This window comes from Bacteroidales bacterium (genome assembly GCA_013141385.1).
GTDB lineage: Bacteria > Bacteroidota > Bacteroidia > Bacteroidales > Tenuifilaceae > UBA8529.
In genome coordinates this window covers 189,943-211,247 of record JABFRB010000002.1, presented here as the reverse complement: position 1 = coordinate 211,247, position 21,305 = coordinate 189,943, and the positions used below count along the sequence as shown (strand labels likewise).

General features: G+C 40.2%; 14 protein-coding genes, 2 tRNA genes and 2 rRNA genes. 13 read left to right on the top strand and 5 right to left on the bottom strand.

Translation table 11 applies throughout. The features are described 5' to 3' along the window. Positions 1-34: 34 nt before the first annotated feature. The 4 genes from HOO91_02060 to HOO91_02045 all read right to left on the bottom strand — a co-directional run bounded on the left by HOO91_02060 (position 35) and on the right by HOO91_02045 (position 4,791). Positions 35-2,855, bottom strand: a 23S ribosomal RNA gene (locus HOO91_02060). A gap of 142 nt (positions 2,856-2,997) precedes the next feature. Further along, positions 2,998-3,071 (bottom strand) — tRNA-Ala (locus HOO91_02055). Positions 3,072-3,077: 6 nt separating this feature from the next. Continuing rightward, a tRNA-Ile gene (locus HOO91_02050) sits at positions 3,078-3,152 on the bottom strand. Positions 3,153-3,262: 110 nt separating this feature from the next. Continuing rightward, a 16S ribosomal RNA gene (locus HOO91_02045) occupies positions 3,263-4,791 on the bottom strand. Together the 16S and 23S rRNA genes with 2 tRNA genes alongside form the textbook arrangement of a ribosomal RNA operon. Positions 4,792-5,340: 549 nt before the next feature. Between HOO91_02045 and HOO91_02040 the strand changes: the two genes are divergently transcribed. Genes HOO91_02040 through HOO91_02030 form a run of 3 tightly spaced genes read left to right on the top strand, consistent with a single transcriptional unit; the run spans position 5,341 to position 8,006 of the window. Beyond that, entirely contained in the window at positions 5,341-6,084 is a 744-nt protein-coding gene (locus tag HOO91_02040; protein NOU16327.1) for a polyprenol monophosphomannose synthase, read from the top strand. A 36-nt stretch (positions 6,085-6,120) separates the two neighbouring features. After that, the gene (locus HOO91_02035) at positions 6,121-7,470 is read left to right on the top strand and encodes a dihydroorotase (protein NOU16326.1); all 1,350 of its coding nucleotides are present in this window, start codon (positions 6,121-6,123) and stop codon (positions 7,468-7,470) included. A 29-nt stretch (positions 7,471-7,499) separates the two neighbouring features. After that, positions 7,500-8,006 carry a hypothetical protein gene (locus tag HOO91_02030; GenBank protein ID NOU16325.1) on the top strand — a complete coding sequence of 169 codons (507 nt, stop codon included), beginning with the start codon at positions 7,500-7,502 and terminating at the stop codon, positions 8,004-8,006. Here the strand turns inward: HOO91_02030 and HOO91_02025 are convergent. Continuing rightward, positions 7,993-9,261, bottom strand: coding sequence for an aspartate kinase (locus HOO91_02025; protein NOU16324.1), 1,269 nt, complete (start codon positions 9,259-9,261; stop codon positions 7,993-7,995). The genes HOO91_02030 and HOO91_02025 overlap by 14 nt on opposite strands. 185 nt (positions 9,262-9,446) lie before the next feature. Here HOO91_02025 and fbp point away from each other — a divergent pair, with 185 nt between their 5' ends. From fbp to mfd, 10 genes are all read left to right on the top strand, one after another. Further along, positions 9,447-10,457 (top strand): class 1 fructose-bisphosphatase, encoded by a 1,011-nt coding sequence (gene fbp / locus HOO91_02020; GenBank protein NOU16323.1) that lies wholly within the window; start codon positions 9,447-9,449, stop codon positions 10,455-10,457. 267 nt (positions 10,458-10,724) lie between these two features. Then, positions 10,725-11,912, top strand: coding sequence for an HlyD family efflux transporter periplasmic adaptor subunit (locus tag HOO91_02015; GenBank protein NOU16322.1), 1,188 nt, complete (start codon positions 10,725-10,727; stop codon positions 11,910-11,912). Beyond that, complete coding sequence (locus tag HOO91_02010; protein NOU16321.1) at positions 11,913-14,069, top strand: peptidase domain-containing ABC transporter; 2,157 nt, start codon at positions 11,913-11,915, stop codon at positions 14,067-14,069. It begins immediately after the preceding gene. 17 nt (positions 14,070-14,086) lie between these two features. Beyond that, on the top strand, positions 14,087-14,428 hold the full coding sequence (locus tag HOO91_02005) for a DNA-binding protein (GenBank protein ID NOU16320.1): 342 nt from the start codon (positions 14,087-14,089) through the stop codon (positions 14,426-14,428). Positions 14,429-14,489: 61 nt separating this feature from the next. Next, the gene (locus HOO91_02000) at positions 14,490-14,645 is read left to right on the top strand and encodes a class IIb bacteriocin, lactobin A/cerein 7B family (protein ID NOU16319.1); all 156 of its coding nucleotides are present in this window, start codon (positions 14,490-14,492) and stop codon (positions 14,643-14,645) included. A gap of 20 nt (positions 14,646-14,665) precedes the next feature. Continuing rightward, positions 14,666-14,833 (top strand): hypothetical protein, encoded by a 168-nt coding sequence (locus HOO91_01995; protein NOU16318.1) that lies wholly within the window; start codon positions 14,666-14,668, stop codon positions 14,831-14,833. Between the two features lie 118 nt (positions 14,834-14,951). Next, positions 14,952-16,187, top strand: coding sequence for a hypothetical protein (locus HOO91_01990; protein ID NOU16317.1), 1,236 nt, complete (start codon positions 14,952-14,954; stop codon positions 16,185-16,187). A gap of 420 nt (positions 16,188-16,607) precedes the next feature. Then, on the top strand, positions 16,608-16,754 hold the full coding sequence (locus HOO91_01985; GenBank protein ID NOU16316.1) for a hypothetical protein: 147 nt from the start codon (positions 16,608-16,610) through the stop codon (positions 16,752-16,754). Between the two features lie 30 nt (positions 16,755-16,784). Then, positions 16,785-16,928 (top strand): hypothetical protein, encoded by a 144-nt coding sequence (locus HOO91_01980; GenBank protein NOU16315.1) that lies wholly within the window; start codon positions 16,785-16,787, stop codon positions 16,926-16,928. 1,012 nt (positions 16,929-17,940) lie between these two features. Continuing rightward, complete coding sequence (gene mfd, locus HOO91_01975) at positions 17,941-21,297, top strand: transcription-repair coupling factor (GenBank protein NOU16314.1); 3,357 nt, start codon at positions 17,941-17,943, stop codon at positions 21,295-21,297. The last annotated feature ends 8 nt before the right edge of the window (positions 21,298-21,305 follow it).

Below are 21,305 nucleotides of genomic sequence, written 5' to 3'. Positions count from 1 at the left end.
GCGCGCTCGCTGCGCGAAAGCCCAGCTTTTCCGCTGGAAGTCGTCGGGTCATTAGTACCGGTCAGCTTTGACGTCACCGCCTTTACACCTCCGGCCTATCAACGTGGTAGTCTCCCACGCCCCTCAAGGGAGGCCTCATCTCGGGGGGGGCTTCGCGCTTAGATGCTTTCAGCGCTTATCCCTGCCGCACATAGCTACCCTGCGATGCAGCTGGCGCCACAACAGGTCCACTAGCGGTGCGTCCAACACGGTCCTCTCGTACTAGTGTCAGGGCCCCTCAAGCCTCCTACGCCCACAACAGATAGGGACCGAACTGTCTCACGACGTTCTGAACCCAGCTCGCGTGCCACTTTAATCGGCGAACAGCCGAACCCTTGGGACCTTCTCCAGCCCCAGGATGTGACGAGCCGACATCGAGGTGCCAAACCGCTCCGTCGATATGAGCTCTTGGGAGCGATCAGCCTGTTATCCCCGGCGTACCTTTTATCCTTTGAGCGATGGCCCTTCCATACGGAACCACCGGATCACTATGCCCTGCTTTCGCACCTGCTCGGCTTGTCGGCCTCACAGTCAAGCGCCCTTGTGCCATTGCACTCTGCGCACGGTTACCATTCGTGCTGAGGGCACCTTGGGAAGCCTCCGTTACTCTTTTGGAGGCGACCACCCCAGTCAAACTACCCGCCAAGCGGTGTCCCCCCTGCGGGGTTAGATCCCAAGCAAGCGAAGGGCCGTATTTCAAGGTTGGCTCCCCGGGAGCTAGCGCCCCCGGATCGTCGCCTCCGGCCTATCCTACACATCGCTTGCCCAGAACCAGCGCTAAGCTGCAGTAAAGGTGCACGGGGTCTTTCCGTCCCGTTGCGGGTACGCGGCATCTTCACCGCGACTTCAATTTCACCGAGCTCATGGCTGAGACAGCGCCCAGATCGTTACACCATTCGTGCAGGTCGGAACTTACCCGACAAGGAATTTCGCTACCTTAGGACCGTTATAGTTACGGCCGCCGTTTACTGGGGCTTCGATTCAATGCTTCGCCTTGCGGTTGACATCCCCTCTTAACCTTCCAGCACCGGGCAGGTGTCAGGCCCTATACGTCATCTTTCGATTTGGCAGAGCCATGTGTTTTTGATAAACAGTCGCCTGGGCCATTTCTCTGCGCCCAGCCTCGCGGCTGGGACCCTTTCTCCCGAAGTTACAGGGTTAGATTGCCTAGTTCCTTAGCCATGGATCACTCGAGCACCTCAGGATTCTCTCCTCGACCACCTGTGTCGGTTTACGGTACGGGCCGCGTACGGCTGGAGCTTACCGGCTTTTCTCGGAAGCACCCTTACGGCTTCGCTTCGCCCGAGGGCTAGGCTCAACGCGCTAATCCGTCAGCGCGTAGCCGCTACGGCGCTCCGTCCCCGGATCGCACCGCACGCGGGCGCGGGAGTATTAACCCGCTGTCCATCGGCATCGCCCTTCGGCTTAGCCTTAGGCCCCGGCTAACCCTGATCCGATTAGCGTTGATCAGGAAACCTTGGTCTATCGGTGGGCGGGTTTTGCACCCGCCTTCTCGTTACTCATGCCTACATTTGCTTTTCCGCACACTCCACCGGGCCTCACGACCCGACTTCGCGGTGAGCGGAATGCTCCCCTACCAGATACCCCTAAGGGTAAATCCAGAGCTTCGGTGGTACGCTTGACGCCCGCTTATTATCCACGCACGGCCGCTCGACTAGTGAGCTGTTACGCACTCTTTGAATGAGTGGCTGCTTCCAAGCCAACATCCTAGCTGTCACTGCAGCCGCACCTCGTTTGTTCTCGACTTAGCGTACACTTGGGGACCTTAGCTGCTGGTCCGGGTTCTTCCCCTCTCGTCGTAGGACCTTAGCACCCTACGGCTCACTCCTGGGCACCACGTAGCGGCATTCGGAGTTTGTCTGGATTTGATAGGCGGTGAGGCCCTCGCATCCAATCAGTAGCTCTACCTCCGCCACGCTCGACCCAAGGCTGCCCCAAAAGGCATTTCGGGGAGTACGAGCTATTTCTCAGTTTGATTAGCCTTTCACCCCTACCCACAGCTCATCCGAAAGCTTTTCAACGCTTACCGGTTCGGACCTCCATGGCGTTTTACCGCCACTTCATCCTGGCCATGGGTAGATCACAAAGTTTCGCGTCTGCTCCGCCCGACTGGACGCCCTATTAGGACTCGCTTTCGCTTCGGCTCCCCCCGTCAACGGGGTTAACCTCGCCGGACAGAGCAACTCGTAGGCTCATTATGCAAAAGGCACGCCGTCATCCCGTAAACGGGACTCCGACCGCTTGTAGGCGCACGGTTTCAGGTACTATTTCACTCCGCTGTTCGCGGTTCTTTTCACCTTTCCCTCACGGTACTGGTTCACTATCGGTCTCTCAGGAGTATTTAGCCTTGCCGGATGGTCCCGGCGGTTTCGGACAGGGTTCCTCGTGCCCCGCCCTACTCAGGGGTGCGCCGGCCTCTCGCTGGGTTACGCGTACGGGGCTGTCACCCGCTACGGCCCGCCTTTCCAGACGGTTCCGCTTCCCCGCGATCGGCCTTGCGGCGTCCCTACTACCCCGCCCCCGCCGTAACGGGGGTGGTTTGGGCTCCTCCCCTTTCGCTCGCCACTACTCAGGGAATCACTGTTGTTTTCTCCTCCTCCGGGTACTTAGATGTTTCAGTTCTCCGGGTTTGCCCCACGCCGAAGCGTGGTGATACCCCTTCCGGGTACCGGGTTGCCCCATTCGGACACCCGCGGATCTACGGCCATTTGCGCCTTCCCGCGGATTTTCGCAGCTTGTCGCGTCCTTCATCGCCTCTGAGAGCCTAGGCATCCCCCGTGCGCCCTTGCACACTTCCTCGCGGATCCCGCTCGGCTTCCGCCTCGCTCGCACCGCTCCTCGTATTCTTCCTAGCTCTTATATGAATATAATCACTCGTTGCTCGATTTCTCGATTGCAATACTTTTTACGCCACCACGTCAAAGAACGCTTTCCATGTGGAGAATAAGGGAGTCGAACCCTTGACCCCCTGCTTGCAAAGCAGGTGCTCTAGCCAACTGAGCTAATCCCCCTCGCCGTAGTCCCGCGCAGACTTGAACTGCGGACCCCTACATTATCAGTGTAGTGCTCTAACCAAACTGAGCTACGGGACTCTCCGGGCAAGGGCATAAGCCCTCTCCAAAAAAACTGTCCGTTCGTCAATATAAACGCGCTGGCACCAGAGAATGTACAGGAGCGGCGGACCCCGACGGCCCGAACCCCAGAAAGGAGGTATTCCAGCCGCACCTTCCGGTACGGCTACCTTGTTACGACTTAGCCCCAGTCACCGGTTTTACCCTAGGCCGCTCCTCGCGGTTACGGACTTCAGGTACCCCCGGCTCCCATGGCTTGACGGGCGGTGTGTACAAGGCCCGGGAACGTATTCACCGCGCCGTTGCTGATGCGCGATTACTAGCGAATCCAACTTCACGGAGTCGGGTTGCAGACTCCGATCCGAACTGGGACCGGTTTTGGAGATTAGCGCCCCCTCGCGGGGTGGCTGCCCTCTGTACCGGCCATTGTAACACGTGTGTAGCCCCGGACGTAAGGGCCGTGCTGATTTGACGTCATCCCCACCTTCCTCACAGCTTACGCTGGCAGTTTCGCTAGAGTCCCCGGCATGACCCGCTGGCAACTAGCGATAGGGGTTGCGCTCGTTATGGGACTTAACCCGACACCTCACGGCACGAGCTGACGACAACCATGCAGCACCTCGTAGCCGGCCCCGAAGGGCTGTACAGTTTCCCATACACTCCGACCACGTTCTAGCCCGGGTAAGGTTCCTCGCGTATCATCGAATTAAACCACATGTTCCTCCGCTTGTGCGGGCCCCCGTCAATTCCTTTGAGTTTCAGCCTTGCGGCCGTACTCCCCAGGTGGATGGCTTAATGGTTTCCCTCAGACGCTGACGGTGTATCGCCAACATCCAGCCATCATCGTTTACGGCGTGGACTACCAGGGTATCTAATCCTGTTTGATCCCCACGCTTTCGTGCCTCAGCGTCGATGTCGGCCCGGCGAGCTGCCTTCGCAATCGGCGTTCTGCGACATATCTAAGCATTTCACCGCTACATGTCGCATTCCGCCCGCCTCGACCGAATCCAAGGCCCCCAGTATCAACGGCAATCCTACGGTTGAGCCGCAGACTTTCACCGCTGACTTAGGAGCCCGCCTACGCACCCTTTAAACCCAGTAAATCCGGATAACGCTCGGATCCTCCGTATTACCGCGGCTGCTGGCACGGAGTTAGCCGATCCTTATTCCCGGGGTACCGGCATCGGCCCACACGTGGGCCTTATTCTTCCCCCGGAAAAGCAGTTTACAACCCGTAGGGCCGTCTTCCTGCACGCGGCATGGCTGGTTCAGGCTTCCGCCCATTGACCAATATTCCTCACTGCTGCCTCCCGTAGGAGTCTGGTCCGTGTCTCAGTACCAGTGTGGGGGACCATCCTCTCAGACCCCCGAGCCATCGTCGCCTTGGTGGGCCGTTACCCCGCCAACCAGCTAATGGCACGCATGCCCATCCTTCACCGGATCGCTCCTTTACCCGCTGCTCGATGCCGAGCTACGGGCCCGTGGGGTATTAATCCGCCTTTCGGCGGGCTATCCCCCTGTGAAGGGCAGGTTGCATACGCGTTACTCACCCGTGCGCCGGTCGCCGGCGGGTATTGCTACCCCCGCTGCCCCTCGACTTGCATGTGTTAGGCCTGCCGCTAGCGTTCATCCTGAGCCAGGATCAAACTCTTCGCTGTAACGAAGAACTTTGAAACTAAACTTATCTTTATTTTTCCGATTCCTGACCGTCGTTTTCGTGTTCGCCTTTCCTATACTCTTCAAAAATCTTTCAATTTCCTATTCTTGGTGCCATCGCGTCAAAGAACTCCGGTATATCGTGCCCGCCCCGCTGGGCGAACCTTCCGTTCATTTTATCCCCCGCTTCTTTCGAACCGGGCTGCAAAGGTAATCATCTTTTTCTCTTCTCCAACTCCCGGGCCATCTTTTTTTAAAACTTTTTTTCCGACCCCGGCTCCCCCCTTAATCACCCCGCTTCCTCCTCGCCATACCTCTGTAAAGCGGGTGCAAATATAAAGGGATTTTCTCTTTCTGCAATAGATAGAAAAAATATTTTTACACTTTTTTCAAATTATTTTTCATCTGGCTGAAAATCAATATCGTTTTTTGTATATTTTTTATTCAATTTATGAATTATACCGAGTAAAGTGAAAATAAACTATCTTCGCATACACATTTATGTATATATAAGGAGTCGTCAAAAAGAGAACTTTAAACTTTTAAGCAAATAATGAATACAAAAGAGAAACTAGTAATTATTCCAACTTACAACGAGAAAGAGAATATTGAGAATATAATTCGAAAAGTAATGTCTCTAGACGGAGCTTTTAATATCCTAATTATTGATGATGGCTCTCCGGATGGTACGGCCCTTATAGTGAAAAATCTTCAACAGGAATTTAATGGCAGGATCTTTTTGGTTGAAAGAAAGGGTAAACTTGGCTTAGGAACCGCATATATAAATGGTTTTAGGTGGGCTATTCAAGAAGGTTATGAGTATGTTTTCGAAATGGATGCTGATTTCTCTCATAATCCTGATGATTTATTTAAACTCTTTGAAGCATGTAAGGTCGGGGCTGATCTCGCAATTGGCTCAAGGTATATATCAGGGGTTAACGTAGTTAACTGGCCAATGGGAAGGGTACTAATGTCATATGGTGCTTCGATGTATGTAAGATTTGTAACCCGCATGAAGATTATGGATACAACGGCTGGTTTCAAATGCTACCGTTTGAATACTCTTAAAGCAATCAATTTTGACAAAATTCGGTTAATAGGTTATGGTTTTCAGGTAGAAATGAAGTTTACCGTTTGGAAACTTGGTTTTAAGATTGTTGAAGTTCCTATTATTTTTACCGATAGGAGAATAGGATCCTCAAAAATGAGCGGGGGTATTTTTAATGAGGCATTATGGGGCGTTCTGAAAATGAAGTTTGGTAGCTTTTTCAAAACCTATTCAAGATTTTCAAACTAGCGAAAAACAATAAAACCAAAAAGCTGTTTATCGGGTATGGCAACTATTAGTATAGCAAATGCCACTCTGGTTAACGAGGGCAAGGTAATAACAGCAAGCATTCTGATTCGTGATGAATTAATTGACCGTGTTATTACTGATAATCCCGATGAAATTTATAATTACAAAACAGACCAACTAATTGAGGCAAAGGGGAAACTTCTATTCCCAGGTGTAATTGATGATCAAGTTCATTTTAGAGAGCCTGGATTGACTCATAAAGGTGATATCTATACTGAATCAAAAGCGGGTGTTTCGGGCGGAGTTACTTCATTTATGGAGATGCCCAATACAAGTCCACAAACAACCACGATAAGCCTTCTCAATGATAAATTCAAAATCGCATCTGAAAAATCATTGGCAAATTATTCTTTTTATCTTGGTGCAACTAACGATAATATAGAGGAGATTATCAAGGTTGACCCAAAAAATGTTTGTGGAATTAAGGTGTTCATGGGTTCCTCAACTGGAAATATGCTTGTTGATAAAGTTGAGTCGCTTGAGAAGATCTTTAAACTATCTCCAGTACTTATTGCTACTCATTGCGAAGATGAAACTACAATTAAAGAAAATATCATCAAGTATAAAGAGCTTTACGGAGAGGATGTTCCGTTCCGATATCATGCTGACATAAGGGGTGAAGAGGCCTGTTACCTATCATCATCACTAGCTGTAAGGCTTGCAAAAAGGTATAACTCAAGGCTTCATATATTACATCTATCTACTGAAAAAGAACTTGAACTTTTCGACGAGAGTATACCTTTATATAATAAGCGAATTACATCAGAAGTTTGTATACACCATTTATGGTTCTCGCAAGATGATTATGAAAAGTATGGATGGAGAATTAAATGGAATCCATCTATAAAGAAAGAGAGTGATAGATTAGCTCTTATCAGTGGTTTGAAACGCAATCAGATTGATATAGTTGCTACAGACCACGCCCCTCATCTTTTAGCAGAAAAGGAGGCTGGGTATTTTAAATCTGCTTCAGGAGGGCCAATGGTTCAACATTCCCTTGTTGCGATGATTGAGCTTTCTAAAAGGGGTTATTTTGGCCTCGAGCTTGTTGCGCAAAAAATGTGTCATGCACCCGCAATTGTTTATGGCATAGAGAATAGGGGGTTTGTAAGAGAGGACTATTTTGCTGATTTAGTTTTAGTTGACCCGAACGAGAGTTGGTATGTAAATAAGGATAACCTGCTTTACAAATGCGGCTGGTCACCGCTTGAAGGTCAAAAATTATCATCGAAAGTAACTTATACTATTATTAATGGTAAAATTGTATTCGATAATGGCCGATTTGATGAAAGTTTTAGGGGATCGGCTTTGAAGTTCTCACGATAATAAATTCATCAACTATATTATTAGAAAACATGAAATATCTATTAACTGGATTAGTTGTAACTGCTATGGCATTTGTCTCTTGCAAAAACAATACAACCGAAATTACTAATACATCTGATAAAATAACTCCAATAAACGCAAATATCCTTGAAGATAGCCTAGTATACGGGATTGTAACACATGTAAGTGAGAATATTGATACGTATGAGAATGATAGATTTAAATCGTTCCTTCATGGTAAATTGATTAGTGCCATTTTTGAAAAGTTGTATGATGGAAAACTCAAAGCCTATGATTTCTTCTCTGATAAAGAACTCAGTATTAAAGAGATTCGAGAGATTGAAAAAGCGAATGGTTTTAGTCGAACTAAGATTGGTAAGGTGCAGTTCAACGAACAATGGTACTTCGATAATAATGGTATGCTAAACAAACGTGTTAACAGCATGACCTTCGGGATAGAATCATACAGCAACCAAGGAAATTTTACTGGATATAATGCCCTTTTTACCATAAAGTTTAAGCCTATCGCTCAATAGCATCCATCACGAATCGAGCTGTACTTCTTGTCCTTTGCTGCATATAAACCTGTCGACCTGATATTTGATCATCAATCACTTTTGTAGTATAGTGCCTAACAGTAAGCAATTCAAGGTTTTTATTATACTTAACATTAAAATCTTTTTGTAAATCCGCTATTGCTGCTGGAAGGTAATGCTTCTCCTCATCAACACAAATTGAGAATGATATAGCAGATGTGTGAATCATATTCACTTTAACTCTGTGCTTGTAAAGAAGTGCAAAGATTTGACTCAAACTATCTTCTATTACAAATGAGAAATCTTTGGGTGATATTGATATAAGAACCTGATTTTGCTTTAATACCAATACAGGTGGTAGCTGGAGCGGTACATCGGAATGGAGAATCTTTGTACCAACTGCTTCGGGTTTAATGAATGACTTTACGTAAAGTGGTATTTTTTTATTCTGTAATGGCTTTATTGTCTTGGGATGTATTATCTGAGCTCCACAATATGCCAACTCTATAGCCTCCTGAAAAGAGACAAAATCTAACTTGCATGTATTTTTAAAGAATTTCGGATCTGCATTTAAAACACCCTCCACATCTTTCCAAATGGTTACATCTTGTGCATTGAGGAGATTTGCCAGAATAGCCGCAGTGTAGTCAGAGCCCTCCCTCCCAAGGGTTGTTGTTGTTCTAAATGGTGTTCCTGCAATAAATCCTTGAGTTAAATAGATTCTATCATTTTTAAAAGTAAATGTATCTTTAGAAAGCACTTCCGATTTTTTATAATCTATATTCCCTTCACGATAAGTAGCATCAGATTTTATACACGTACGAATATCGACCCACTGATTTTTAATTTCCATACCATTAAGGTATGCGCTAACAATTGTAGTGGAGATTAATTCGCCGTATGAAACTATCTGATCATAACAATAATTGTAATCGGTATTTTTATTTGACTTGATGAACTCTTCCATTTCTGAGAATAAGGCATTCATCTTCTGACTCTCGGTATCAAAGGTTTTGCTAAATAGTTCCTTTAAAATATCGAGATGAAAATTCTTCAGTTTGGCTATATCGTTGGAATATGAAAGGTCGTTTTCTAAATACTTTGCAAGGATTATCTCGAGTGCATTGGTGGACTTACCCATTGCCGAGACAACAATTACAAGGTTCTCGGTATACCTTTTTACTACTTCGACTAAATTGCGAACCCCTTCAGCAGAGCGAACAGATGCTCCACCAAACTTAAATACTTTTACCATTGATGATGACATAAAATCAATTTTGAAATGCTTAACAAACATAGTGTAGAGAATTCAAATATCAAATAAAGAATCATGCAATTTACAAGCGCAATCGTTTTAACTCTACAAAAAATACTCACATGAATATTCAAATTACTTAAAATTATTACCTTTATCGAAATTACACTTTTCATATACCGGAAATGGAAGGATATAAGATTAAAACACTTACCCAGTTTATTATTGAAAGGCAAGCGGACATACCTTATGCCACCGGAGAATTCACCCGACTACTTTATCATGTGGGAGTTGCAGCAAAGGTTATCAATAAAAAGGTTAATAAGGCTGGACTTGTGGATATTCTTGGCACTGCAGGTGATATAAACGTCCAAGGAGAAGAACAGAAAAAGCTCGATCTTTTTGCGAACTGGCAACTAATTCAGGCTCTTAAAAATAGCAGCGAATGCTGCGGTGCTGCATCGGAGGAAGATCAGGAGATTATTACTTGGGACGATGATCTTACCCGTGATGGTAACTATATTTTCTGTATGGATCCTCTGGATGGCTCTTCAAATATTGATGTTAATGTTGGAATTGGAACGATATTTAGTATTTATCGAAGAGTTAGCCCTCGAGGAGAGAAGCCTACCATAGCAGATTTTCTTCAAGGTGGAGACAAGCAGGTAGCAGCAGGTTATGTTATTTATGGTTCTTCAACAATGCTCGTGTACACTACAGGAAATGGAGTATATGGGTTTACTCTTGATCCCTCTATAGGAGAGTTCTGTTTGTCAAACTATAGCATTAGCACACCTAGCGATGGAAGCATATATTCAATAAATGAAGGAAATTATAAATCATTCCCACAGGGGGTTAAGGACTATATAGACTATTGTAAGGAAATTGATAAATCCACCAATAGACCCTATTCTGCTCGCTACATTGGTTCACTGGTTGCCGATTTCCATAGGAATCTGCTCAAAGGTGGAATTTTTATTTACCCACAAACTTCTGCTGCTCCAAACGGCAAGCTTCGCTTAATGTACGAGTGTAATCCAATAGCATTCCTTGCTGAGCAAGCAGGAGGAAAAGCTACCGATGGAACTCAACGTATCTTAGACATTAAACCTCAATCGCTTCATCAACGTGTACCCTTTATAGTTGGTTCTACTAATATGGTTAATAAACTTGAAGAGTTTCAGAATTCGAAATAAGTTAGGGTTTCCTTGTAAAATATCCTAAAGCGAAACCGATAGACAAGACAACCATCCTCCAAAATTAGGGTAAGTTATTACTTTGCCCACACTCCTCCCTATTACCATACACAAACCTCCCTGATAATTCTAAAGTTAGAATCTTAAAAAAAGTTAAAAAAACTAAGCCGCTCTTTGATTCTTAACAATTTCTATTAATTTTGATATAGATTTTACAAAAACCAAAAAAAATATTTGAAACCTTATATTAGCAATTAATTGTATAAAATGTCATCTGAAAATAAAATTTATCCTTCTTTTATCATTCAAAGTTCAATAGAATCCTATCTACATGGGATATCCAGCAAAAGCAAGTCTATTCTTTGGATAATAATTATTTCGATAATAGCAGTGCTAGTCCTACTCCCTATAATCTATATTGATATTACCGTTCAAACAACCGGGATGATTCAGGCAAGCATTGAAAAACAACCTATAATATCCTCTCTTAACGGGAAAATAATCTACACCAACCTTAGGAACGATTCAAAAGTACTTGCTGGTGACACGCTACTGATTCTTGATACGCTGCCAATAAAATCGAGTATTAGAGTACTTGAATATAATAAGAAAGAGGATCTACTTTTCATTAAAGATCTAGATACTCTGCTAAAAATCGATTTTAATAAGAGGATAAACTACAAGAATTATGCGGGAACACCAAAATATAGGATGGAACTGGATAAGTTCTTGAAGCAACTATCAACATCTAAAAGAAAGATCGAGAAGTTTAAGAAAGATCACGACAGGAATACCTTATTGTATAGGCAAAAAGTAATTTCAGAGGTTGATTTTGAGACTTCACGATTTAACTTAAATAATGAACAACTACTTTATAATCAACAACTAAGTCAGCAGATATCCGATTGGCAGAATAGTTTGGCTGCGCTTAAAGAGGAAGTTGAAAAAATAAAATCCAACCTTAATAACTCTTACTCAGAGTTATCAAAACACTTTATTATCTCTCCTTTAAAAGGTACTATCCAGCAAAGCAATGAATTACAAGTTGGAAATAATGTTTATACCAATCAAAGCATTGCGGAACTATCGCCAGATTGTGAGTTGATTGCAATCTGCTATGTAAAACCCGAAGATATTGGTTACATAAAAGTTGATCAGGAGGCAAAATTACAGGTTGCAGCCTTTAACTATAACCAATGGGGGTTTTTACCAGCAAAGATTAACGAAATATCTGATGACGTACTAATGGATAATGGGAATAAAGCCTACTTTAGAGTGAAGTGTATACTCTCAAAAAATTATCTCACACTCAAAAATGGGTATAAAGGGTACATTAAAAAAGGGATGACCGTTTCATCACGAATAATTGTAACCAAGCGTTCACTTTACAACTTACTCTTTGATAAAGCCGATAACTGGTTCAACCCACATAATAATTTACAAAGAACCGATTAAATTGTGAAAATAAAACAACGTGATATCACCGATTGTGGCGCAGCTTGTTTAGCCTCAGTTGCCGCTCACCATAAATTAAATTTGCCAATTGCAAAAATCAGGCAGATGGCGGGTACTGATAAGAAAGGAACAAATGTTCTGGGAATGATTGAAGCAGCTCAGAAAATGGGTTTTCACGCCAAAGGGGTAAGAGGCGATTGGGATAGCTTGTTTAAAATTCCAATGCCCACAATAGCCCATGTTGTTGTAAAAGAAGTTCTTCAACATTATGTTGTATTAATAAAGGTAACGAAAGATTACATAGAAGTAATGGATCCTGGAGATGGGGAGTATCATAAAATTCCGCACGAAGATTTTAAGAAATCATGGACAGGGGTTCTTGTTCTTCTGACACCAGGGGATACCTTTCAACCAAAATCCGAAAGGATATCTACATCCATAAGGTTTTGGCAACTCATAAAACCTCATAAAGGAGTTTTGTCCCAAGCACTTATTGGGGCTATTCTATACGCAGTTCTAGGGCTTTCCACCTCAATTTATGTTGGAAAAATTGTAGACTATGCTATACCTAGTGGAAATCTTAACCTTTTAAACCTGCTTGGTATTGCTATGCTTATCGTTGTGGGAATAAGAGTTTTGCTAAGCACTATTCAATCAGTATTTGTGTTGAAGATAGGTCAGAAGATTGACGCTACCTTGATTTTAGGCTACTACCAACACCTGCTAAGGCTACCTCAATCGTTTTTCGATAACATGAGGGTTGGCGAAATTATATCAAGGATAAACGATGCCGTAAAAATCAGACTTTTTGTAAACGAGGTTACAGTAAATCTCATCGTAAATATTCTAATCCTTATTGTATCATTCCTCCTTATGTTCAGTTTTTACTGGAAACTTGCAGCTATAATGTTAATGGTTATTCCTCTTTACGCAATCACCTATTTTATCCTTAACAGGTTAAACAAAAAAGTTCAAAGGAAGATAATGGAGAACTCAGCGGAACTGGAAGCCCATCTTGTTGAATCGTTAAATTCAGTTGCAACTATTAAAAGGTTTGGGTTGGAAGGTTTTTCTAACCTAAAAACCGAAACTAGGTTTGTATCACTATTAAAAACCATATACAGTTCGGGAATTAATGTTATTTTCTCATCGGCCTCAACCGGTCTAATATCACAGGTAATAACAATAGTACTGCTCTGGGTAGGAGCTGGATTTGTGTTAGAAAATACAATTACGCCAGGTGAGTTACTCTCGTTCTACTCAGTGATAGGGTACTTTACAAGCCCTGTTACAAGCATTATAGGCTTTAATAAAACCTATCAGGATGCCAAAATTGCTTCTGATCGTCTGTTTGAAATCTTTGATCTGGAAGTTGAGGATGAGATCAATAAAATGATGCTAAAAACGGAACATATTGGAGATATCCGTTTCCAAAATGTTGATTTTAGGTATGGTACAAGGGTAGAAGTCTTTAAAGGTTTAAACCTTAACATACAAGCTGGTAAGGTAACAGCTGTGGTTGGCGAGAGCGGTTCTGGAAAAACCACACTTATCTCCATTTTACAAAATATATACCCAATACAAAACGGCAATATTTACCTTGGAAACTATGATATCCGCTACTTTACAAATGAGTCATTGCGCGAGAAAGTAGTTGTAGTACCACAAAACATAGATCTTTTTGCAGGTAATATTATTGATAATATTGCCGTTGGTGAGTTTGCTCCTGATATGGAACAGATTATGGATATCTGCAACCAACTGGGAATGACCCAATTTATTGAGAATCTCCCCAATAGGTTCAATACCTATATCGGTGAGAATGGGGCATCCCTTTCGGGTGGACAAAAGCAACGCATTGCCATTGCCCGTGCGCTTTACCGAAACCCCGAAATTCTGATACTTGATGAGGCAACCTCCTCGCTCGATTCCATAGCTGAAGGCTATGTGCAAAGAACCATACAATTGATGCGGGAAAAAGGGAAAACGGTGATAGTAATAGCCCATAGGCTATCCACCATTGCCCTTGCCGATCAGATTGTAGTGCTGGATAAAGGAACGGTTGTTGAGCAAGGAACGTTTAAAGAGCTAACCTCAAGCAAGAGCATTTTTTGCAAGATGTGGCAGCACCAAACATTAGAAAATCAGTTAGTTTAACCAAATAGTAAAACAAAATGAAGATTTTTGAATACATCGACCGTATTAATTTAATGCATAAATTGATTTATAATAGAAAAACTGGGACGCCTGATGAATTCGCAGCAAGACTTGGCATTGGACGTACTAGATTATACGTAATAATTGATGAACTTAAATCTAAAGGAGCACCAATAATTTACTCCAAAATAGGTAATACTTTTTACTATGAATACCCCTACAGTATTAGTTTGGAATATATAATGCAACCCTTGAACAAAAAAGAGTGTGTGGAGACAAATGGTGGAGGTTTTTTACTTCCGTTCTTTTTTTGTGAACGCTGGGAATCTACCTTAGCATCTGTAACGTTACAGTGCTAAAGCTCTCGGCAGGGTAAAGAATGAGGGTTGTTTTTGCTTATTGAATTTAATACAATTTGTTATGGAACTTGAAAAGTATGGACTTAAGGAACTAACAAAGAAAGAATGTCAAGACACCAATGGAGGTATTGCGTTATGGTTAGTTTTCGGACTAATTGCTTTAATCGCTGGTGTTGCGTATGGTCTTTCCGATGCTGGTAAATCACAAGAAAGTTAATCTTAAAACACAATTAAATTATGAAAACTATTGACATAGAACAATTTGGAACTACTGAATTAACTCTTGAAGATAAAAAAAACATCAATGGTGGTTTTGTCTTAGCAATTATAGGCCTAATGGCTGCTTTTGGAATGGGCTATTTTTTGGGTCGTTGGATGGGAGGAGATCCTGTAACAACAGAATAACATAATTTTAATATGAATAATCACAGAGCGTGTATTTAAATTATATTTGACTCTCTGTGATTTTTCATTTTTTTATTTAATTTATATTTGCATTACTAATATAAAAGATACTCTCACAATGAAGAATACATTGATTTTTGCCTTAATGTTTTTCTCTTTTTATAATGTTTTTGCTCAGAATGATTCTTTAAAAAAGAAAACCTATTATAGTTTCATCATTCAAGACTCTCCTTCTCAACTTTTTACGATGAGACAATTCAATCAGAACTATTTGTCGGGTTATAGACTTTTTACTAGAGGACTATATTCCGTTTCAAAAAATGATAAAGTGTCTGACTTATTACAAATTGGCCTAGAAACTTTATTTTTGATGCCTTTATCTCATGAGGAAGGACATAGGTCGATATTAACGGCTAATAATATAGGTTCAATTTCTCAACCCTTTTTCAATAAATATGGTGCTGCATATGTAAAAGGAGTAACTGACCAAACATTGCAGAACTTACGGGACAACAACTTACCAACTTACATAAGGTTGCATACAGCAGGGCTAGAATCAGATTACATGCTTACAAAAAGAATGGAAACAATAGGTAGTTTTGGGCAAGATAAATTCAAATATTATAAATGGGAATATTGTTTTCGAAAACTTGCAATACTTCAATACTATGTATTAGGACTTTTTAAATACGAAATTAATTTAAAAGAAGAAACCAATGAACTTAACAGAGACATTGTCGGTTTTGACACCTATGGTGCTGTGAAACACCTACATAGACCAACAATGGCTTTTTACAGATATACTCAATATAAAGATTTAACTGCTGATGAAAAAAAATATGTAACTAAAGTTGGTTATCGTTCATTATTGAACTTATTAAATCCATTACTAATAGGAAAAGGTAATTTCAGATTAACAGAAAATTCAAGTTTTAACATTGGAATGGGCTACACTATGTCGCCCTTTGGTGATTTTATTGATGAAAATGTGTGGTTCAAACATAAATCAATAAATGTTGGAGTATATATTCGTCAATTTCAAAACAAAGAAAATTGGTTTAATGGTTTTGGGGTAAGTTTGAATGATTACAAACCTTTTGAGAAACTATCAGCCAGTCTATATGGTCATTTTTGGCAGCAACCCACTAACCTTGATTTTAATACTAGCGATTCTTTTACTGGCGGAGCTGTTGATATGGATTTAAGATATTTTTTCCTTAACAAGCATAATACTTCGTTTAATGGATTTTCAATTGATCTGGGAATAATATACAAAACCAAAGGATTTCTTCCAGAAGAAGTTTATCTTAAAGAATATTTTGGAGTTAGAATTGGAGCAAGTATATATCTTTAAGTACTTTGAAAATTCTGGGGATTTGAGGATCAAAGCACCGATTATTAATAAATTTAACATTTTGTACGAATGGAAAACTATGAAGTTATTATTTTTATTGCTAAATATATAATATGTTTAGTATTACTTTATTACACCATAAAGTCAAAAAAAACTGAACTATTATATAAAGCAATTATCGGAACCTTCGCAACTTTTAGTATTGTAATAATACTCAATTTATTACTCACATATTTAAAAAATATTGAAAGTAAAGTTCCTTTTTATTACATAAATTTTATTGATTTTATATCAATCGCTTTAATAGTAAACCTTTTCCTCTATAAGAAGAAACCATAAGTATTATTTTTGCTAAATTTTGCATAAATGAAATCAGCCAATTCTAAAAAAAGATTATCTGGACTTTAGTAATTTTTTTTAGTGGGATTATTACAGGAACAATATTATCAAAAGGAATTTGAAGGTGGTATAATTCCTTACCTTGTTGTAGCAGTAACTGCAACTTTTTGGGGTCTTGCTTTTTATGGGTCATTTCAAGCAGGATATGATGCTGCTCAAAAAAACTAATTATTAACATAACTTAATGAAATTACGAAAATGAATAACCAAGATATCAATAATTTAGAGGATACAAAACTTGTTCCCCTCGATCAAAATGAATTATTAGAATGTTCAGGGGGAATACTACCCCTTCTAGGAGAAGTATTTGCGGGTCTTGCATTAGGCTTATCCGCTTCTTAAGCTGCAGGTTATGCTATTGGCACTCTTACAAGTGATAATTAATTATAACCTTTGAGATGTATGGATCTGTAATCCATGTATCTCAATAAATAATATAAAGTTATGATAAAAACAATTGGTTTAATACTAAGTTTTTTAGGACTAGTTACTGTGTTACTTGGTATTTTTTTATTTAAACAACAATATTTTATTTTTTTGGGGTGCACTATCACAGCTGTTGCTATGAGTCTACTTTTTTATAAAAAATAAATAGTTTTATGCTTGGTTAGCCTAGCCTTACAATTTGTTTTTGACTCGAAGGCAAATATTATAAAACAATTGAAAAGAGTATAAACTTGACTAAGATGTGGTTGGTTTTGTTATTCTAAAAAAATGAAAAACGAGAAGTTTTATTTTAGGGTATTAGCTATAGGTATTAATTTAATACTTATTGGTTTAACCATCTTTGTGTACATAAAAACAAATGATTTGCAATACCCAATAATATGTGGGATGATAAGCATTTGCACAATTATTCCTACTCTTTTACTATTTAAAAAAAATGAATGATTTTTCATCGATAAAGTTGAAATGTTATGCCTTGATATCTTCAACATGAAGATAAACAATAATATAACTTAATTTTATTTTTATGACAAAGGCTCATTTCTACTTACAATCAATTACCATTTCAATAGGTCTGCTAGTATTGTTAAGAAGTGCCTACTGTTTGGTTGAATCCTTATGCTACATGAGTAATCCATTAAGAAGCGAATTCTGGGATTATTTTTTAGAGTCATTCCAAAGTTTCAGTTCAGCTTTTAAGATTTTTAGTGTACTTCTTTTCTTCGCAATAATTTTTTTATTGTACCTTTTGAAAAGGAATAAGATGACATATGAAAAACCCATGTAAGTAAGATAGCACAAATGAACTTGAAAGTTTAAAACAAAGGTATACCAATTTATATTTTGACCTTGGTTTAAATATCAATGCAATTGGTATAACTTTGCGGATTAAACTTTAAGTCTGCCAATGGAACAGGTGCTTAATATTGATAATATCCTTGAACTCTACCTTCAAAACAGTAATACCTTAAATGTTGTAGATAGCCTTTCAAAGAATCAACCTACAAATTTATTTATCAAGGGTTTATCGGGCTCATCAATTGGATTAGTAGCCTCTGCGTGTATTAAAAAATCAAATAGACCATTCCTTTTTATACTAACTGATAAGGAGGAGGCAGCTTATTTTTTTAATGATCTTTCTAATATATTATCACCTGAGCAAATCTTTTTCTTCCCTTCATCCTTTAAACGATCTGTACAGTATAGCCAAACCTTATCTGAAGCTGTAATTCAAAGAACCGATGTTCTTAATCTTCTACCAAGGCTGGCTCATAACTCAAACCTTAATATAGCAATAGTTACCTACCCCGATGCCCTATTTGAAAAGGTAGTAACCATAGAGAATCTTGAAAAAAATACGCTCATTATAAAGAAAGGAGAGAAGATTCCACCTTCATTTATAATGGATCTTTTGGATGAGTATGGTTTTGAGAGGATTGAGTTTGTGTATGAACCTGGACAATACTCAATTCGTGGTAGCATAGTCGATATATTCTCATTTTCTGACGCAAATCCTTATCGAGTAGATTTTTTTGGCGATGAGGTTGAATCCATTAGAGTTTTTGATGTAGAGGATCAACTTTCACGCGAGCAGCTGAATGAAATAACAATCATCCCGAATATGCATATAGGAGGTGAAAATCTTGCACGTACTTTTCTCTCCAATACTCTTCCCAAAAATATATCCGTTTGGGCGAAAAATAGTGAAGTTGCCATTGGCAGAATGAACGAACTTTATGAACTTGCATCTACCTCAAATAATGAAGGCTATTCTGGAAATATTGAATCGAATTTTGCAAAAGGAAAGGAGTTATTTGATTTTTTAAAAGATAAAGGATCTGTGGATTTTGGCCTTAAGCATCTCTTTAAACCCGATTATATAATTAATTTTGAAACTTCACCTCAACCTTTATTTCATAAAAATTTTGAGTTGATAGCTCAAAATATCGAAGAGAATACAGGAAAGGATTACAAAACATATATTCTAGCCGATAATAGAACTCAGTTTGAAAGACTTTCAGGAATTTTTCAAAGCATCAATAAACAAATTCATTTTACTTCAGTTCCAACTACAATTCACGAGGGGTTTATCGATCATACACTTAAAATCTGCCTTTATACTGACCACCAACTATTCGATAGATATCATAAGTTTACTCTGAAACATGAATTTAATCGCAAAGATGCCATATCGATACAGGAGTTGATTAATTTAAAACCGGGAGATTATGTTGTCCATATCGATCATGGGGTTGGAGTCTTTGGTGGGCTGGTTAAAACTGATGTGAATGGGAAAAAGCAGGAGGCTGTAAGATTGATCTATCAGGATAGCGATACCCTTCTTGTTAATATCCATAATCTACACCGCATCTCGAAATACAGGGGCAAAGATTCAGACGCCCCTAAAGTGCATAAACTTGGTAGTGGTGCTTGGCAAAGATTGAAGCAGAATACAAAACGGAAGATTAAAGATATTGCCAAGGATTTAATTGCCTTATACGCAAAGCGCAAAGCGGAGCACGGATTTGCTTTCTCTCCCGACACATACATGCAGCAAGAACTCGAAGCATCATTTATTTTTGAAGATACACCCGATCAAGAAAAAGCAACCATTGCTGTAAAGGAGGATATGGAGTCACGAATCCCTATGGATAGGCTAATATGTGGTGATGTGGGTTTTGGAAAAACAGAGGTTGCCGTCCGAGCGGCTTTTAAAGCGGTTGCTGATAGCAAACAGGTTGCTATTTTAGTTCCCACTACAATTCTTGCACTTCAGCATCATCAAACATTTACCTCAAGATTAAAGGATTTTCCTTGTTCTATTGATTTTATAAGCAGAATGAAATCTGCTAAAATGCAGAAGGAGATTACTCAAAAGGTGATCGAAGGAAAGATTGATATTATAATAGGTACACATGCCCTAATTAAAGATACCCTGAAATTTAAAGATCTTGGTCTACTGATTGTTGATGAAGAGCAAAAATTTGGCGTTGCCGCTAAAGAAAAACTTAAGCAACTAAGGGTTAATGTTGATACTCTAACACTAACAGCCACACCAATCCCAAGAACTCTTCAATTCTCGTTAATGGGAGCTCGGGATTTGTCCATTATTAATACTCCTCCTCCAAACAGGCATCCAATATCCACCGAAATTCATGTATTCAGCTCACAGATTATAAAAGAGGCCATTGAATATGAGGTTTCAAGGGGTGGACAGATATTTTTTGTTCACAACCGTGTACAGAATATTATCGAGATTCAGGTGATGATCCATAAATTATGTCCACATGTTAGAACCGTTATAGGTCATGGACAAATGGAACCCTCAAGGCTTGAAAAAACTATGCTTGATTTTATTAGCGGTGATTATGATGTACTGATAGCAACTTCTATTATTGAATCAGGTCTTGATATACCGAATGCAAATACAATTATCATAAACAACGCTCATATGTTTGGTTTGAGCGATTTACATCAGCTCCGCGGTCGCGTAGGTCGATCAAACAAGAAAGCCTTTTGCTATTTGATCACCCCTCCTATTGAAACTCTTACCAATGAGGCTCGAAGAAGGTTGAAGGCAATAGAAGAGTTTTCAGATCTTGGAAGCGGATTTAGTATTGCCATGCAAGATTTAGATATTAGAGGTGCTGGAAACTTGCTTGGTGGTGAACAAAGTGGATTCATTGCTGATATAGGGTTTGAAACATATCACCGAATTCTGGACGAAGCTATTCAAGAGCTTAAGGAAACTGAGTTTAAATCGGTGTTTGAATCCGAAAATGATGAAAAAGATATGGCATGGAAACCATTACATGCAGATTGTCATATCGAAACAGATTTTGAACTTTTACTCCCTGATAATTATGTAAATAGTGTCCCTGAGCGAATGAGGCTTTATAGAGAGCTTGATAGTATTGAGAGAGCAGAAGATCTTCAAAAATTCGAAACTCATCTAAAGGATCGCTTCGGTGAAATACCAAAGCAAGCAATTGAATTGCTTAATGTTGTTCGTTTGCGATGGATAGCCATAGAACTTGGGATGGAGAAGATTGTACTTAAGAATGAAATATTAGTAGGGTATTTTATTTCCAACCAACAATCATCGTTCTATCGCTCTGAAACATTTGCAAATATTATAGGATACATTCAAAAACACCATCAATTATTCCAGTTTAAAGAATCGAAGGAAAAGCTCTCGCTAACTGTTAAAAAAATTGAAAATATCGAAAACGCTATTAAAGTATTACAACAAATTACTAACTAGCTGCGTGT

Coding starts and splice junctions, on each gene's coding strand:
- HOO91_02025 (NOU16324.1), bottom strand. CDS start 9,261: ATGGTAAAAGTATTTAAGTTTGGTGGAGCATCTGTTCGCTCTGCTGAA.
- HOO91_01990 (NOU16317.1), top strand. CDS start 14,952: ATGAAGAATACATTGATTTTTGCCTTAATGTTTTTCTCTTTTTATAAT.
- HOO91_02015 (NOU16322.1), top strand. CDS start 10,725: ATGTCATCTGAAAATAAAATTTATCCTTCTTTTATCATTCAAAGTTCA.
- HOO91_02035 (NOU16326.1), top strand. CDS start 6,121: ATGGCAACTATTAGTATAGCAAATGCCACTCTGGTTAACGAGGGCAAG.
- HOO91_02005 (NOU16320.1), top strand. CDS start 14,087: ATGAAGATTTTTGAATACATCGACCGTATTAATTTAATGCATAAATTG.
- fbp (NOU16323.1), top strand. CDS start 9,447: ATGGAAGGATATAAGATTAAAACACTTACCCAGTTTATTATTGAAAGG.
- HOO91_02040 (NOU16327.1), top strand. CDS start 5,341: ATGAATACAAAAGAGAAACTAGTAATTATTCCAACTTACAACGAGAAA.
- HOO91_02030 (NOU16325.1), top strand. CDS start 7,500: ATGAAATATCTATTAACTGGATTAGTTGTAACTGCTATGGCATTTGTC.
- HOO91_02000 (NOU16319.1), top strand. CDS start 14,490: ATGGAACTTGAAAAGTATGGACTTAAGGAACTAACAAAGAAAGAATGT.
- mfd (NOU16314.1), top strand. CDS start 17,941: ATGGAACAGGTGCTTAATATTGATAATATCCTTGAACTCTACCTTCAA.
- HOO91_01980 (NOU16315.1), top strand. CDS start 16,785: ATGAATAACCAAGATATCAATAATTTAGAGGATACAAAACTTGTTCCC.
- HOO91_01995 (NOU16318.1), top strand. CDS start 14,666: ATGAAAACTATTGACATAGAACAATTTGGAACTACTGAATTAACTCTT.